General features: G+C 45.6%; 14 protein-coding genes. 9 read left to right on the top strand and 5 right to left on the bottom strand.

The genetic code is table 11. The annotated features are described in order from the left end of the window. Positions 1-205: 205 nt before the first annotated feature. A complete protein-coding gene (locus ACE1CD_RS04305) occupies positions 206-1,954 on the top strand; it encodes a mechanosensitive ion channel (protein ID WP_374790948.1) in 1,749 nt (582 codons plus the stop codon). Between the two features lie 213 nt (positions 1,955-2,167). On the opposite strand, the gene ACE1CD_RS04300 is transcribed toward ACE1CD_RS04305, so the two are convergent. Continuing rightward, positions 2,168-3,565, bottom strand: a complete 1,398-nt coding sequence (locus tag ACE1CD_RS04300) for a GTP-binding protein (protein ID WP_374790994.1) — start codon at positions 3,563-3,565, stop codon at positions 2,168-2,170. A 225-nt stretch (positions 3,566-3,790) separates the two neighbouring features. Here ACE1CD_RS04300 and ACE1CD_RS04295 point away from each other — a divergent pair, with 225 nt between their 5' ends. Beyond that, the gene (locus ACE1CD_RS04295; protein WP_190473492.1) at positions 3,791-4,054 is read left to right on the top strand and encodes a DUF3146 family protein; all 264 of its coding nucleotides are present in this window, start codon (positions 3,791-3,793) and stop codon (positions 4,052-4,054) included. A 123-nt stretch (positions 4,055-4,177) separates the two neighbouring features. On the opposite strand, the gene ACE1CD_RS04290 is transcribed toward ACE1CD_RS04295, so the two are convergent. The 4 genes from ACE1CD_RS04290 to ntcA all read right to left on the bottom strand — a co-directional run bounded on the left by ACE1CD_RS04290 (position 4,178) and on the right by ntcA (position 7,733). After that, positions 4,178-4,645: a pre-16S rRNA-processing nuclease YqgF gene (locus ACE1CD_RS04290; protein WP_374790946.1), complete on the bottom strand. Its 468-nt coding sequence runs from the start codon at positions 4,643-4,645 to the stop codon at positions 4,178-4,180. Positions 4,646-4,693: 48 nt separating this feature from the next. Further along, on the bottom strand, positions 4,694-6,421 hold the full coding sequence (locus ACE1CD_RS04285; RefSeq protein WP_374790944.1) for a DUF3084 domain-containing protein: 1,728 nt from the start codon (positions 6,419-6,421) through the stop codon (positions 4,694-4,696). Between the two features lie 330 nt (positions 6,422-6,751). Next, positions 6,752-6,886, bottom strand: coding sequence for a hypothetical protein (locus ACE1CD_RS04280; protein WP_374790942.1), 135 nt, complete (start codon positions 6,884-6,886; stop codon positions 6,752-6,754). A 175-nt stretch (positions 6,887-7,061) separates the two neighbouring features. Further along, positions 7,062-7,733 (bottom strand): global nitrogen regulator NtcA, encoded by a 672-nt coding sequence (gene ntcA / locus ACE1CD_RS04275; protein ID WP_190473501.1) that lies wholly within the window; start codon positions 7,731-7,733, stop codon positions 7,062-7,064. A gap of 737 nt (positions 7,734-8,470) precedes the next feature. On the opposite strand from ntcA, the gene fabI reads away from it, so the two are divergent. From fabI to ACE1CD_RS04240, 7 genes are all read left to right on the top strand, one after another. Then, complete coding sequence (gene fabI / locus ACE1CD_RS04270) at positions 8,471-9,247, top strand: enoyl-ACP reductase FabI (RefSeq protein WP_190473503.1); 777 nt, start codon at positions 8,471-8,473, stop codon at positions 9,245-9,247. Between the two features lie 58 nt (positions 9,248-9,305). Continuing rightward, positions 9,306-9,950, top strand: coding sequence for an imidazoleglycerol-phosphate dehydratase HisB (hisB, locus tag ACE1CD_RS04265; RefSeq protein ID WP_374790939.1), 645 nt, complete (start codon positions 9,306-9,308; stop codon positions 9,948-9,950). A 153-nt stretch (positions 9,951-10,103) separates the two neighbouring features. Then, the gene (locus ACE1CD_RS04260) at positions 10,104-11,501 is read left to right on the top strand and encodes a folate/biopterin family MFS transporter (protein ID WP_374790937.1); all 1,398 of its coding nucleotides are present in this window, start codon (positions 10,104-10,106) and stop codon (positions 11,499-11,501) included. 83 nt (positions 11,502-11,584) lie between these two features. Continuing rightward, the gene (locus ACE1CD_RS04255) at positions 11,585-13,090 is read left to right on the top strand and encodes a carotenoid oxygenase family protein (protein WP_374821810.1); all 1,506 of its coding nucleotides are present in this window, start codon (positions 11,585-11,587) and stop codon (positions 13,088-13,090) included. A 184-nt stretch (positions 13,091-13,274) separates the two neighbouring features. After that, positions 13,275-14,474 carry a glycosyltransferase family 2 protein gene (locus tag ACE1CD_RS04250; protein WP_374821808.1) on the top strand — a complete coding sequence of 400 codons (1,200 nt, stop codon included), beginning with the start codon at positions 13,275-13,277 and terminating at the stop codon, positions 14,472-14,474. Next, complete coding sequence (locus tag ACE1CD_RS04245; RefSeq protein WP_374821806.1) at positions 14,467-14,766, top strand: phycobiliprotein lyase; 300 nt, start codon at positions 14,467-14,469, stop codon at positions 14,764-14,766. The genes ACE1CD_RS04250 and ACE1CD_RS04245 overlap by 8 nt, the downstream gene beginning before the upstream one ends. 44 nt (positions 14,767-14,810) lie before the next feature. Next, positions 14,811-15,038 (top strand): hypothetical protein, encoded by a 228-nt coding sequence (locus tag ACE1CD_RS04240; RefSeq protein ID WP_374790930.1) that lies wholly within the window; start codon positions 14,811-14,813, stop codon positions 15,036-15,038. Positions 15,039-15,047 lie beyond the last annotated feature (9 nt).

Here is a 15,047-nt window from a genome sequence, read left to right as displayed (position 1 = left end):
GTGTAATAAAAAGTAAAAATCAGCGAATCGCTGCCTTTTAAGCCTTAATTATCTATAAAGATAGAGTAAAAAAGCTTTTTCTGGGTGTATGGTTGTCCATATTCATCTCATTTTGTCTTAGCTGAGAATTTGTCAGGGAAGATACAAAAATTCACAGCTAAGGTTTCATAGTTTTACCGATAAATTTTGAGGGAACTAAACAACGATGAATGGCATTTGGCAAAGTATGGCACATTTGGGTGTGAGCGTGCCGATGCTCTCTTATGAAATTTTGGCACAAGCCGCACCGCGACGAGCCGCGCCTCCCCCAGGGGCAAGGCCAGGATTCCCTAACGACTTCAATAGCTTTTTCCAGCAAATAGCGGCAAATTTTGGCAATTTCGTGCCGAATTTGCTGGGGGCGATCGCAATTCTGGTAATTGGCTGGCTGCTTGCACTTGTCGCCGCCGCCGTAGTGCGGGGGCTGCTAAGTCGCACCAACATCGATAACAAACTGGCTGCCTGGATTACGGGGCGTCAGAGTGATGCAGAACTGCCGCCAGTAGAAAAATGGATATCAGAGGCTGTTTATTGGATTATCTTCCTGTTTACGCTGGTGGCCTTTTTACAGGCACTCCGGCTGGAAGCAGTTTCTGAGCCCCTCAACAACTTACTCAATCAGATATTCCTGTTTCTGCCCAAGTTAGCGGGGGCAGTGATTCTGTTGGGTCTCGCCTGGTTGCTGGCCACCCTAGTAAAGCTGGTAGTAACGCGCTCTCTGCGACTGTTTCGTCTGGACGAGCGTTTGAATCAGCAAGTAGGTACGGAACAGCGGAACCAGTTTTCTCTGAGCGAAACAGTCGGCAACACGCTCTACTGGTTCATCTTTCTGCTATTTCTGCCCTTGGTATTGAACGCCTTGGAGTTGGAGGAAACTTTACAACCAGTACAGCAACTCCTCACTCAAATCCTTTCAATTCTGCCGAATATCTTTGCGGCGCTCTTAATTGGTGCGGCAGGCTGGTTAGTAGCTCAAGTGGTACGGCGAATTGTCACCAATCTCTTGACAGCTGGTGGGGCAGATCGACTGGGTGCCCGCTTTGGGCTGAATCGAGCCACAACGGGACAATCGCTCTCCGGCATTATCGGTACGATCGTCTACGTACTGATCCTACTTCCCACAGCGATCGCAGCCCTCAACACCCTGAAAATTGAAGCTATCTCGGCTCCGGCAATCCGGATGCTCAACGATATCTTCCTCGCCATTCCCAAAATTTTCACGGCTGGGCTGATTTTGGTAATCGCCTACATCATCGGGAAATTTGTGGCAGATTTGCTCACCAATATCCTGACTAGCATCGGCTTCAACAATATTTTCAACTGGCTCGGTTTCGGAATCACCCCATCGCCTCGGATTGTCGTTCCTCCTGCTAGCGCAGCGGTAACGGAAGAACCAATTCCTCCCACACCAGGAGAACAAGTAACGCTGCTTCAAACCGCACCAGGCATAACGCGAACTCCATCAGAAATCGTGGGAATCATAGCGCTTGTCGGCATTATGCTCTTAGCTGTAGTGCCGGCCACAGAAGTGCTGCAATTTCCAGCCCTCACTGCTATTGTTACTGGTGTTGTCGCGGTATCCGGTCGGATTCTGGCTGGATTGGTGGTATTTGCGATCGGCTTGTATCTGGCTAACCTCGCTTACAACCTGATTACCAGCTCTGGCAATCAGCAGGCGCGGATACTCGGTCATGCCGCCCGAATCTCTATTATTGCCTTGGTTTCGGCGATGGCGCTGCAACAAATGGGCATTGCCAGCGATATCGTCAATTTGGCATTTGGATTGCTCCTGGGTGCGATCGCAGTTGCCATTGCCCTCGCTTTTGGTTTGGGTGCCCGCGATATCGCCGCCGATCAAGTCCGTGAATGGTTGTCTTCTTTCAAAGATAAAAAGGATAAAACCCCTCGTTTTTGAAGTCAAAAGTCAAAAGTCAAAAGTCAAAAGTCAGAATAATTAAAATTGTCTTTTTACTTTTGGCTTTTTTCTTTTCCGATCTGCTATGAGCCCTTTGTCGGTAGTCTTTCGCTAGTCTCTAGCGCATAGTGCAACGACAGAAATAATCCAGCAGCTCGCAAATAGTTGAATGCCTCACGCTCAGGGTTTTTGACTTTTGACTTTTGACTTTTTCTAGCCTCTATTAAGTTTGGCTCGCAGTTCATCTTTAAGGCGGTTAAGAATAGAGGTTTCATCTAAGGAAGCTAAAATGCGGCTGACAACAGCTTTCGGACCGTCAGGGCCCCAAGAAGCGCCATTAGCTAAGTAAGCTTTAGTGACTTGTCCGATACCGTAAGATGAAACGCCTGCCACACCAGCTTGAGTTATTGCTACAGATACATAAGCACCCAAAGAAACTCCACCTGTTACAGGTGCTGCTAAACCCAATAAGCTTTTCAGAGAACTTAAACCTAAAGTTGCTACCAATTCGCTAGCACTTAAACCGCCCATACACAAAGCTATTTTTTGCAATAAAGATACTGCGCCTTGTTGCGTCATGGGGATGCCGTAAAGCTTGGATAAAGTTAATATCAAAGCAACGTCGATAACGGCACCGCTGAGTAAGTCGATCGCCGTGACGGGATTGAGTGCGATCGCCACAGCTTTAGTTATCGTTGCGTTCCAGATAATTCGGTTAGCGCTGCTATCTCGAATCGCCATTTTTCGCTGTAGGATCTGCTCGTTGACTTCATCGGCATACAGCATTGAGTTGAGCGCGACGATCGATTTACCTTCTCGGTGCAAAATCTCCAAAATTTTCAGCTTGAGATTCTCAACTTGTGGCGCTCCCGGCTTTAACTGCACTCCCAAACTACCATCAGAACGACGCACTGCTTCCGCTACCAGAGGTGAAGCTGCTGCCATCACTATCTCATCTGGCGATAGCAATTCTCGCACTCTATCATCCCGAATTTTTTCATAAATTGCCATTCGGTCTACTTCGGGATATTGGTCAATCTTGTTGAACACGAGTAACATCGGTTTACCGGCTTTCCGCAGTTCGGAAAGCGCTTCGTGTTCTACTTTAGTCATATCCCCAGCGATCGCAAACAAAATCAGATCTGCTTGTTTGGCAACATCGCGGGCTAAAGCGGCGCGAGTTTCGCCGTCCACTTCATCCAATCCGGGAGTATCGATTAGTTCTACCTGGGAATTACCATTACCAGGAAAGGCGACTCGCAAAACTTCGGAATTATTATTACCGACTGCCTCCCGACTGTAGTACCAATTTACCCTTTCGCTGGTGCGGGTGACGCCGTGGATAGGGCCTGTTTCAAACACTTTTTCGCCCACCAAAGCGTTGAGCATGGAAGATTTACCTCGCCCTACCATACCAAAAACGGCTATTTGGACAACAGACCGTTCTAATTTGTCCAACATCACTTCTAAATCTTCAATTGCCGGTTCTAGTCCCGCTCGTTCTTGCGGTGTCAGATCCAGGTTGGTTACGATGTCTCGCAGGGCGGTTTGTGCTTGTTTGTAGTTGAGTTCTGCTTGAATATCGGCAAAGCTAAAGATAACGCTGTCCAGTTCCCCTAAATCTGCGGAATTTAAAGGGGTAGAGTCGTTGCGATTGGGAGAAGGGGGATCGGGAATTTTAGCAGTCAAAGGGTAACCTCCGACGATCGACAGGGGATAAGGAGATTTTTGGCAGTATATCGCCACTGGGGTACTTATTCGATCCTAGTCATCTTGACTGCGATCGCCACAGCTTTACCATGAAAGTTAAACCTTAAAGCGAGTCACCATTAAGTTGTGAGTTCTAAACGTCTGCCAGAAACTACTGCCTATGTCCGGATTCTCAGACAGTCTTGGCAAGAAGGCTTCATTGAAGGCGAAGTGAGAGCGGGTCAGTATGACTGGCAATTCCAGTGGTGTTTCAGACAAGGCAAGTTGTTCGTTCAGCCGTCCTTGGGTCGAGCTTTAATTCACGAACCGCTGGGTCGTTTTCTGGAAAAATCAGATTACAAATTAGAGCCTGGAGGAGATTACGCTTTTACAATCCGGGCTGAACTTTAGCGCCAAGTCTAAAAACACGCTTAAAAAATCTATCTATTTGCCGATGACAATATACATTCTAGCCAGGATTGTTTGAAAATCATCTGGGATATGAATATTTTCAAGTTCAAAAAAGCAATAAACTTAGTCTTTTTTAACACCTAAAAGGCGTTCTATGTATCTTTCAATGAGGAGAATGGCAACGATATCATCTACAGGTCGCGGCAAAGGTCGCATTCCTTTGGGAATCAGGCTATACAACCCTTTGGGTGGGTACATTTGCCAATAGCGATCGCGTGCTTCTAAGGTACTGTAACGCTCATCAACTAAAATTATTCTCAGAGGTTCTGGTAATTCTTCCGTTAGTTGTTGTTTCCACTTTTTAGAAGTTGTTTGATCTCCCATTACCAAAACAGAAATGGGATATTTTTTTCGTAAGTTTTGAATGCTGGCGATCGCTTCTTCTGCGGCAATCACTTCATGGTAATGCAGTTTGCGATCCACCGCCATCACAGCTAAACCACACTTCTGACGGCCAGGATCGAAACCTAATATCGCAGGCTGATCCGGAGTCAAGTCCGAGTCGGGAGTAGGATTGGCCTTAGAAAACATGGCATCTAATTGGATGAGCAGTCTTCAGTGTGGCAAAAAATCCCAGATTTAGCTAGTCGATTGCGTTCGGAAAACCACTTGTCCGTCTTGAATGGCAATCAGATCCATTTTGACTGGCCCAGCAGTATAGGTGGGTTCCGCTGCTACTACTCGAACATCTAAAGGTTGCTTGGACTGTTTGACTTGCTCTAGAAAGCGGGTCAGGGTTTCGATGCGATCGTCTCCGATTTGAATTCGATCGGCTACAATACCAGCACGGCGGAGCCGAAATTGAGAAGCTGAAATCAGTAGGTCGATCCTTTCTCTGAGCTGGTCTTCTGTCATTCTTGCCGAGTCGGTATAAGTTGAAGCTACAACTTCTCCGGCTTGAAACACAACACGATTGGGAGAAACATCGACAAAAACTTGTACGGGATATTCTCCTCCCATTACATAGTTACCAGATGATATAATTCGCACTACGTAGTCATTACCGTCGTCAATTTTATCGATTAGTTGGTTTACATCTGCCTGCCGAATCACAATTACTTGTTGCTTGAGATTTTTATTACCTGGGTGCGTGCGCTCCAGCGCTACTCGGTTTGCCTGCAACAGCAGTCTATCTACCGCTTGACGAGCGGCTGAAGGTTCCACAATCCGGACTACACCAGCTGCCAGAACTTGACCGCGCCGGACTGTAACATTACCCCGAAACAGTTGTTGATAGTCTTGCTCTAGACTTGCTACTTCCTTTTGCAAAATATTTAGTTTTTGTTCTCTTTCAGAAAGTTTTTTATCTTGTTCGGAGAGTTTTGTGTCTTGTTGTGCCAGTAGTTTTTCTTGTTGAGTTAGTTGTCCTTTCAGTTCTTTCAGACGACTTTCCTGTTGCGAGATTGTTTGGTCTCGTGTGGCGATTTGTCCATCGCGAGCGGCAATTTCTTGCTCTTTTTGGGAAATTCTCTGGTCTTGAGCGGCGATTTGTCGATCGCGTTGTGCGATCGCGTCATCTTGTGCGCCGATTTTTTCGTCCTTTTGCTGGATGATCCGATCGCGGGCAGCTATTTTCTCATCCCTTTGATCGAGCTGTTGCTTCAGTTCGGTAATCTGAGCTTTAACTTCGTTACGTTGAGCGATCAAATCCTCCCGTTCTCCTTGCAGTTTTTGAATTTCCGAACGCAGTTCTTGCGCCTGTCCGGATACCGCTTTTAATTGCTCCTGCGTTTGATTGAGTGCGATTTGTGTTTGGCCCAACTGGTTTTCCGTTTGACCCAACTGGTTTTCCGTTTGACTCAGCTGAGTTTCAGTTCGACTCAATTGAGTCTGAGTCCGGTTGAGCTGCATTTCTGTCCGAGCTTGTTTGGCCATTGCTTCTGCCAGCTTAGCCAAAGCCAACTGTAAAGCCTGATTGGTTGAATCCAGGCGCTTTTGCGCGGTTGACTGTTCGGATTTAGCCTCAGCCAGCTGTTGTTCTACTTGTACTTTTTCACTTTCTGCCTTACTTTTCTCGGTTCGGCTTTCTTCTATCTGCTGGCGAGCGCTTCTCAAATCTTTTTGAATTTTTTCCAGTTTAAAAACGCCCGTGCGTAATTGTTCGCTGGCGGCAAATAAAATCGCCAACGTCGAACTGGAGATCAAGCTGCCTGTCAAGAAGGTGATCAACACGGCTGTCTTCTTCGGACGCAAGTTGAACAAGCTTAAGCGAGCCTTCCCAACTTTTGTCCCTATGCGATCTCCCACCGATGCGATCGCTCCCCCCAACACCAAAATTGCCGCAATCAGGATTAACCCGGTGGTCATATATATGTCTGGGAGTATGAAAACTCCCTGCCAAAAGAGCGCTTAGGAAAGAAAACACGAGGGATTTATTCCCCGTGATGGGGCTGGCTTTTAAGTCCGATAACTTGGAGCGCCAGTCAACTCCGTTTCTACTCTACTGTTTCTACTCTACTTCCCTTAGCTGCTAACTGTCACAGAGGTTACAGACTAGGGATCTATCGATTGACAACCCCCTGAATTGAATTGCTGAGATTCAAAGGTTTAAGCACTACCAGCTTTCTTGAAAAGTCCTTGCGGCAGTTTCCTAACCAGTTGAACTGTCGATGAGACGCATTCACGAGTTGGTTCAGTTCAAGACAGAGGTCTCAATTTCCAAGCATTAACTGCTGGGCGAGTCGCTTCCTCCAGGGTAATGAGTACGTCAAAACCATCAAAACTCAGGTTTTTTGGAGTTGTTACTTGAAGTTCGGTTTGGCTTTCAACCATATGCAAGATACTGTTTTAGTGTCTTGGTTTACTGGTCAGCCAGTCTATTTCCCGCCAACCTCACAGTACTGGCTTGATTTTACCATTCCTGGGACTGAAATAGCGCTTAGTTATCCAAGCAACGCATCACGTTGCCATTTATAAGGTATTACACCAGGTTATGCCCCTTCAATCGCTAGGTAAATTGTTGACTTAAGGTTACAGGGTTGTGGACGGTAATCTTTTTTTTGTGGATGGAGATCATTTTTTCTTGCCGCAGATCTCCCAACAACCGGGTAACGGTAACGCGGGTGGAACCTATAGCTTCTGCGATCGCCTGGTGAGAAAGTTTCAAGTCGATCGTAATCCCTTCTGGGCCTGAAACGCCAAAATCTCGGCAGAGAATCAGCAGAAAACTGACCAGCCGCGATCCCATATCTCTATGGGCCAGGGTTTCGATCATCATCTCAGTTTGTAAGATCCGTGAGGAAAGACCCCGCAACATCAACATTGCTAACTCAGGATTTTCATTAAGCGCTTGTTCTACCTGATCGATCGGTGCTGAAAGCAGTTCCACTGGGGTGAAGGCAACCGCATGGTAAAAGCGATCGGAGCGATTCCCTGTAATCAGCGATAATACCCCAAAAACACTATTTTCTCGCAATAGAGCTACAGTAATCTCTTCTCCTGCTTCATAAACTCTAGAAAGTTTCACTGCACCTTTAAGCAGGAAGTACACCCGTTCAGCCGGATCTCCTGGGAAAAAGATAGTTTTTCCCCTTTCAAACGTTTCTACAACTGGTGGAAACGCCCCGCTGCCCATTTGACGAAATACAATTGCTAGCGGTCTATCTTGTATAACGACCATATTCCTTGCCCTCACAGAGACCCAAAAGATTTTGCAAAATTTTGGAATAAAGTTTGACATTCTCCGTGCAGTCATGCTGGCAATTTTTGATTTCACCAGCCAACCCTGCCATCAGTTTTCCTTCAGCTAGAGGTTACTTTTTCTGCACTTTCATTTTCCGTATGCCTTACGGTACAAATTTTTACCATCTGGAGTTCCTTAAGGCTATAGATTGCCCTACTCTCTGCACGGGAGGAAAGCCGCCCCATTAAACGTACTCGACAGTAAGAGCAAGCTGCTAGCTTTCGCTTTATGGTCAAATCAACCTCTGTGGCTACCCGCTCTCGGTCTTTCCTCAAAGCAGTATAGTCTTGATTCAGCTTATACCGGGATAAATCTTGCTTGTTTATCCAGAACTGAAGTACTTTCTTCTTAAAACACCCAAAGTTTTCGATCGCTGTGTCAATCGCTCGGAACAGCTCAGTTTTTCTGTTTAGTTTTGTTTGTCTCAGTAGCATTGCATCTATAAAATTTCTGTGTACTATAGCACATAATTATTACCTAAATGAGGAAAGATACATTTTATATAGCCATAAATAAATTTACCGATCGATGCCCAATAACTTTTATGGGAAATAATGTATAATTAGATACATACTTTTGGAAAGTGGATACAGGATGGTGCGAGAGATCGCCAACAAAACAAACCATAACAGCCGTCGTTACTTGCCGCACCCACTCCGATATAATGAAGCACTATGCTGAATTTAACTGGAAAAAACGCGCTTGTAACTGGCATTGCCAACAACCGCTCGATCGCTTGGGGCATTGCCCAACAACTCCATAAAGCTGGTGCTAATCTTGGCATCACCTACCTGCCCGACGAAAAAGGTCGCATGGAGAAGAAAGTTGCAGAACTGGTAGAACCGCTCAATCCCAGCTTGTTTTTGCCCTGCAACGTTCAAGATGAAGCCCAGATTCAAACAGCCTTTGACGCTATCCGCGACAAGTGGGGCAGGCTGGACATCCTGATCCATTGCCTCGCTTTTGCCAACAAAGACGATTTATCAGGAGATTTTAGCAAAACATCCCGGCAGGGCTTTTCCCTAGCTCTAGATGTGAGCGCTTACTCGCTGATCCAACTCAGTGGTGCAGCTAAACCCTTAATGACGGAAGGCGGTAGCATAGTCACCCTAACATACTTGGGCGGTGTGCGAGTAGTTCCTAACTATAATGTGATGGGGATTGCTAAAGCTGCTCTAGAAATGAATGTTCGTTACCTAGCATCGGAACTCGGCCCCCAGAATATTAGGGTAAATGGCATCTCTGCTGGTCCAATCCGCACTCTAGCATCTTCTGCGGTAGGCGGTATTCTAGATATGATCCACCACGTTGAGAAAGTAGCACCGCTGCGACGCACGGTTACTCAGGTGGAAGTGGGCAATACAGCTGCCTTCCTATGCAGTGACTTGGCCAGCGGCATTACGGGCCAGATCCTCTATGTTGATGCAGGTTACGAAATAATGGGAATGTAGTAAATCGGGGGCGGGCAGGATGACTTGCCCACGATTGAGAAAGTAAAATGAAGATTTTATGCAGATAACCGATCGCCAAGTTTCACCTTCCCAACACCCAGAGCAAATTTTAACTGTTCGCACTGCTTCGGTAAGACGGGTTACCGGAGAAACCGATGTGCAAGTAACTGTTAACCTTGACGGTACAGGTGCTTGTACGGCTAAGACGGGAATACCGTTTTTAGACCATATGCTGCACCAAATTGCCTCGCACGGTTTGATAGATTTGGAAGTGCAAGCCACGGGCGACATAGAAATTGACGATCACCACACTAATGAAGATGTGGGGATAACTTTGGGCCAAGCGTTGGCAAAGGCGCTGGGCGATCGCAAAGGCATTGTTCGTTTCGGTAATTTTCTAGCGCCTCTGGACGAAGCTTTGATCCAGGTGGCGTTAGACTTTTCCGGACGCCCACATTTGAGTTATGGTTTGGCGATTCCGACGCAGCGCGTCGGTACTTACGATACTCAGCTAGTGCGAGAATTCTTTGTGGCGTTAGTTAATCACTCTCAGATGACGCTGCATATTCGGCAATTGGATGGAATTAATTCCCATCATATTATTGAAGCAACTTTTAAGGCATTTGCTAGGGCAATGAGGATGGCAGTGGAAATCGATCCTCGTCGTGCTGGTGCAATACCCAGTTCTAAAGGTATTTTGTAGATTTAAGCGTAGGAAACCTAAAAATAGTACTGCTGGTAGCCGCGTATTTTTTAATCGGCACGCAAAGGCGGCGGATTTATCTGCCGTCATGTGTTGATGTTAGGCATATATGTTATATAAGTAATAATTCTTAACGTTTATTTATCTTTATCAATGCAGGTTTCCCACTCTGGCTTGTCCGAGCTCAAAGAAGCCTTGACAAAAAAAGTTTTCTTTGGTATTGAACCCAGCCCTGAATTAATCGCCATCCTACTGGTTTACTTCGTTCAGGGCGTCGTAGGGCTGGCACGCCTAGCCATCAGCTTCTTCCTCAAAGATGAACTGGGGCTAAGTCCAGCAGAAGTTTCTGTCTTGGTAGGGATAGCTGCCTTACCGTGGGCAGTCAAACCTCTATTTGGCTTCATGTCCGACGGATTGCCGATCTTGGGATATCGGCGGCGACCTTACCTGATTTTATCCGGGTTACTGGGAACGGCTGCCTGGTTGAGTCTGGCGACAGTGGTACACAACACTTGGACGGCAACTGTTGCGATCGTCTTTACTTCTGTCGCTGTTGCCGTTAGCGATGTAATTGTAGACTCGCTAGTAGTAGAACGGGCAAGAAAAGAGTCGCTGGCTAATATAGGTTCGCTACAATCCCTCGCCTGGAGTGCTTCCGCTTTTGGAAGCTTAATCGCAGCCTACTTTAGCGGTTTTCTGTTAGAGAATTTCAGTACTTATATAGTATTTGGAATTACGGCCACCTTCCCGCTAATAGTGTCAATTAGTGCTTGGTTAATTAGCGAGTCACCGGCAAATCAGCTTCCTAATGCTAACTCTATTAGGCAACAAGTACAGCAACTAGGCAAAGCTATTACCCAGAAAACTATCTGGATGCCAACACTATTCATTTTGTTAATGCAATCTGGACCATCAGCTGAGTCTGCCTTTTTCTTCTTCATTACCAACGAGTTGGGATTTGAACCGGAATTCCTGGGAAGGGTACGTTTGGTAACGAGTTTCGCATCTTTAATTGGGGTATGGCTGTTTCAACGCTTCTTAAAAAATATTCCCTTTCGGACAATCTTCGGTTGGACAATAGTTATCAGCACAATCTTGACCATGACTATGCTTTTGCTGGTGACCCACGCCAACCGCGCCTTGGGAATTGACGATCGCTGGTTCAGTATCGGAGACAATCTCATTCTCAGCGTCTTATCGCAGATTGCCTATATGCCCATTTTGGTGCTAGCCGCAAGGATTTGTCCCCCCGGAGTGGAAGCTACGCTATTTGCGCTTTTAATGTCAGTAAGTAATTTGGGGGGAATATTATCGCATCAATTTGGCGCGGTGCTAATGTACTGGTTGGGGATTACCCAATCCAATTTTGACAACCTCTGGTTATTAGTGACAATCTCTAACCTCAGTACGCTAATACCTTTACCCTTCTTACGTTGGTTACCGGAGACTGAACCGGAAACAGAAGTTCGTGGGACGGCTTTACAACCAGACTTACCAGCAGTCGCAGCTTTGGAACTTGATTCAACCGCTGAAAATCACTTGATGTCCTAATTGTCAATAGTTAATGGCGATCGGTCACTGGCAAAGGAAGAACCATTGACAACTCACAACTCACAACTGAAAAATTACGCCCTATGCAGACCTTTCAAGGTTACAAAGACGGCTCTAAAGTTCCAGTAGAATCTTACAACCGTCAAGATTGGCAAAGAGGATACGAATCTCTCAAACAAGAGTTTGAATATTGGATTGATGATGTAGAAGGAGAAATTCCTCAAGAACTACAAGGTACTGTATTTCGCAATGGCCCGGGTTTGTTGGATCGCAACGGTCAGCGCGTGCAGCATCCCTTTGATGGCGATGGGATGATTAGCGCGATCGCATTTCAAAACGGTCGCGCCTACTTTCGCAACCGTTACGTCCGCACACAAGGCTTTGTGGAAGAAGAGAAAGCCGGAAAATTTCTTTATCGCGGTGTTTTTGGCACACAAAAACCGGGTGGTTGGTTAGCTAATGCTTTTGATTTTAAATTGAAAAATATTGCCAACACTAATATTATTTATTGGGGTGGCAAACTGCTAGCTTTGTGGGAAGCAGCCGAACCCCATCGCTTAGATCCCCACACATTAGAGACAGTGGGAATAGACTACCTCAACGGAGTGTTGCACCCAGGTGAAGCATTCTCCGCTCATCCCCGCATTGAGAAAGATAGGCTGATAAACTTTCAGATCAAACCCGGTCTTTCCACGACTATAACTATCTATGAGCTAGACGGATCTGGTAAGTTAGTCGATCGTCACGCGCATTCAGTTCCTGGTTTCGCTTTCATTCACGATTTTGTTATTACGCCAAACTACTGCATTTTCTTTCAAAATCCAGTCACTTATAATCCTCTGCCTTACATTTTAGGTTGGCAAGGAGCAGGTGAGTGCGTTCATTTCAACCCCGGTCATCCTACTCGTATCATAGTTATTCCCCGCCATCCTGTTTCTGGAGATAGCAAGGGTAGAGAGAAAAAAGCAGTCCAAATTTTGGAAGCCGAATCAGGTTTTGTTTTCCATCACGCTAATGCTTTTGAACAGGAAAATAAAATTTACATAGATTCTATTTGCTATGAGTCTTTACCAACGCTCGATCCTGGTGCAGATTACCGTCAAACAGATTTTGAAGCTCTTTCGCCGGGACAGTTGTGGCGATTCGAGCTGAATTTGGAAAATCAAACTGTAAGGCGTCAGATGTTGGAAACTCGTTGCTGCGAATTTCCATCTGTTCATCCAGCAAATGTAGGACAGCCTTACCGTTTCCTTTACCTCGGTGCAGCTAGTGCAGCACAAGGTAATGCTCCTCTTCAGGCGATATTGAAAATTGATTTGAGTTCTGGAGAAAGGCAATTATGGAGTGCTGCACCAAAAGGCTTTGTCAGCGAACCGATTTTTGTACCGAGAGCGAATGCTACGCTGGAAGATGATGGCTGGTTGCTAAGTTTAGTTTATGACTCGGCTCGCCATCGTTCTGATGCGATCGTTTTAGATGCTCGTGACTTGAATAAAGGGCCGGTGGCGCGACTGCATTTGCAGCATCACGTCCCTTACGGTCTGCATGGTAGCTTTACGCCTCAGTTCTTTGGCCCCGCTAATGTTTGAGGTGGCTTTAGCCAAGGCAAGTTACTAGCGTCGAACGACTAAATTCTTCTGTGTGTATTAATTATGTCTTAAGAAAGTGGACTGAGAAAGCTTTGTGAAGCATATTCTGTAAGAATGCTGGAAAAATGAGCTGACCTTTTCCAGTTTCTTAACCTACCAGGCTCGATCTCTGGGGCGGTAGCCGATGACCCAAATGAATTTCAGTATTGCGATCACAACCTACAACCGCTTGTCGTTGCTGAAGCGGGCGATTGATTCTGCTTTAGCGCAAACAGTACCGTGTGAAGTTGTCGTGGCAGATGACTGTTCTTCTGATGAGACCGAAGCTTATTTACGCAGTTTAGGCGATCGCATCGTCTATCATCGCAATGATCATAATATGGGCCACGCCATCACTATGAATGCTGCGGTACAAGCGGCTAGTGGAGATTGGGTCAAGCCAGTCGATGATGATGATTATCTCGCTCCCAACTGTATAGAGGAGATGACGCGAGCGCTAGCTCTGCGTCCCCAAGCGGTGATTTGCTCTTGTCAAGCAGCTCAAGTTGATGTCAATCAGGTAGAAATTAGCCGCACCCGCAAAACTGGCCCAGGCAAAGTTTTCTACATTCCTCAAGAAGATATCCATTATGGAATGCTCATGGAACAAATTCCTTTTGGCACTCCCATTCAGGTTGCATTCCGCCGCGATGCTTTTCTGAAGTCTGGAGGATGGGATTCCCAATTAGATGTAAATTTTGATGACATTGACTCTTGGCTCAAAATTACCCAGTTTGGAGATGCAGTCTTTCTCAATCAATGCCTTGCCTATCGCACAGTTTGGCCTGGTGGTTACAATCACAAATTTTCTGTTGAAAAGCGCTTGGATACTCATATTTTAATTAAAGATAAGCTTTATGATTTAGTCAGCGAAAAATACAGAGCGACTTTACCCGATCGACAGACGGTTAGAGATTATTTAAAGCTACATTGGGCTTTAGTGGCAGCCAAACAAAAACATACGATCGCAGCCTTCAAAACTATCTTTCCCGCTATTTTTTCACTAGCTGCTTGGCATCTTTTAGTAACAGCCATACTAGCTCGTCAAAGCCAGAATTATTTGCAGGAAAAGCGTTTGTATGGGAATATTTTAGTAATGGCAAAGCTATACGCACTTCTGGGTAAAAATTACAGCTATGGTGTGGGAAATTTTGACACTTTACGAGCTTATTTACGACTTCGTTATAGCTGGTCTGCTTGCCAACAGGGAAAGTTTTTAAGTGCTATTAAAATTGCCTTACCATCGTTGTTATCTCTGCCTGCTTGGCAGATGTTCGTATCATTTTTATTGGCCCAAAAATTTAATAGCAAACCCATGATTCGCAAGTTGGTTTTGATTGAATAAATTTCTGTATCTATCGGTAACTGAACGCAAACAGTCGAAAGGTTCCACAGTGTTTGGCGCATTGGGGAAGATACTGTATCGCGATCGCGGTTTTGCCACACCTAAACCTGTCACCGCCGAGTATTATTTCACCAATCCCAAAACTTTGTGTTTGCGGACGGAGTATAACGGCTCTGTTTTCGAGGAAGAATTAAAATTAATCGGTACAAACTACCGCACGCGACAAAGCATAATTTCCCGCGCAGGCGAACAATTAATGATCGGTCAGTATTTGGAAAAGCGCATCCAGTAATATTAAAATAAGCATCTTCCTCAGTTGCAAAAGTGAGAGCGCTTATGGCCAGTAAAACTATCTATCTTATTGTTCGGTTCATCGCATTGGGTTTGCTTGTATTTGTCAGTGCTTGCAATCCTCAAAAAGAAACTGATTCTCCTAAAACCGAAGAAAATAAGCAGGAACAGATTCAAAAAGACGATCGAGGTAGCGATGAAGAAAATGACAAAGACGAAGACAGGAAAGAAAATGCAGAAGATGAAGATGATAAAAATAAAGAAAAAGATTGATTATTGAAA

This window comes from Aerosakkonema sp. BLCC-F183 (genome assembly GCF_041929145.1).
Classification (GTDB): domain Bacteria; phylum Cyanobacteriota; class Cyanobacteriia; order Cyanobacteriales; family Aerosakkonemataceae; genus Aerosakkonema.
This window is presented reverse-complemented; position numbering and strand designations above follow the sequence as displayed.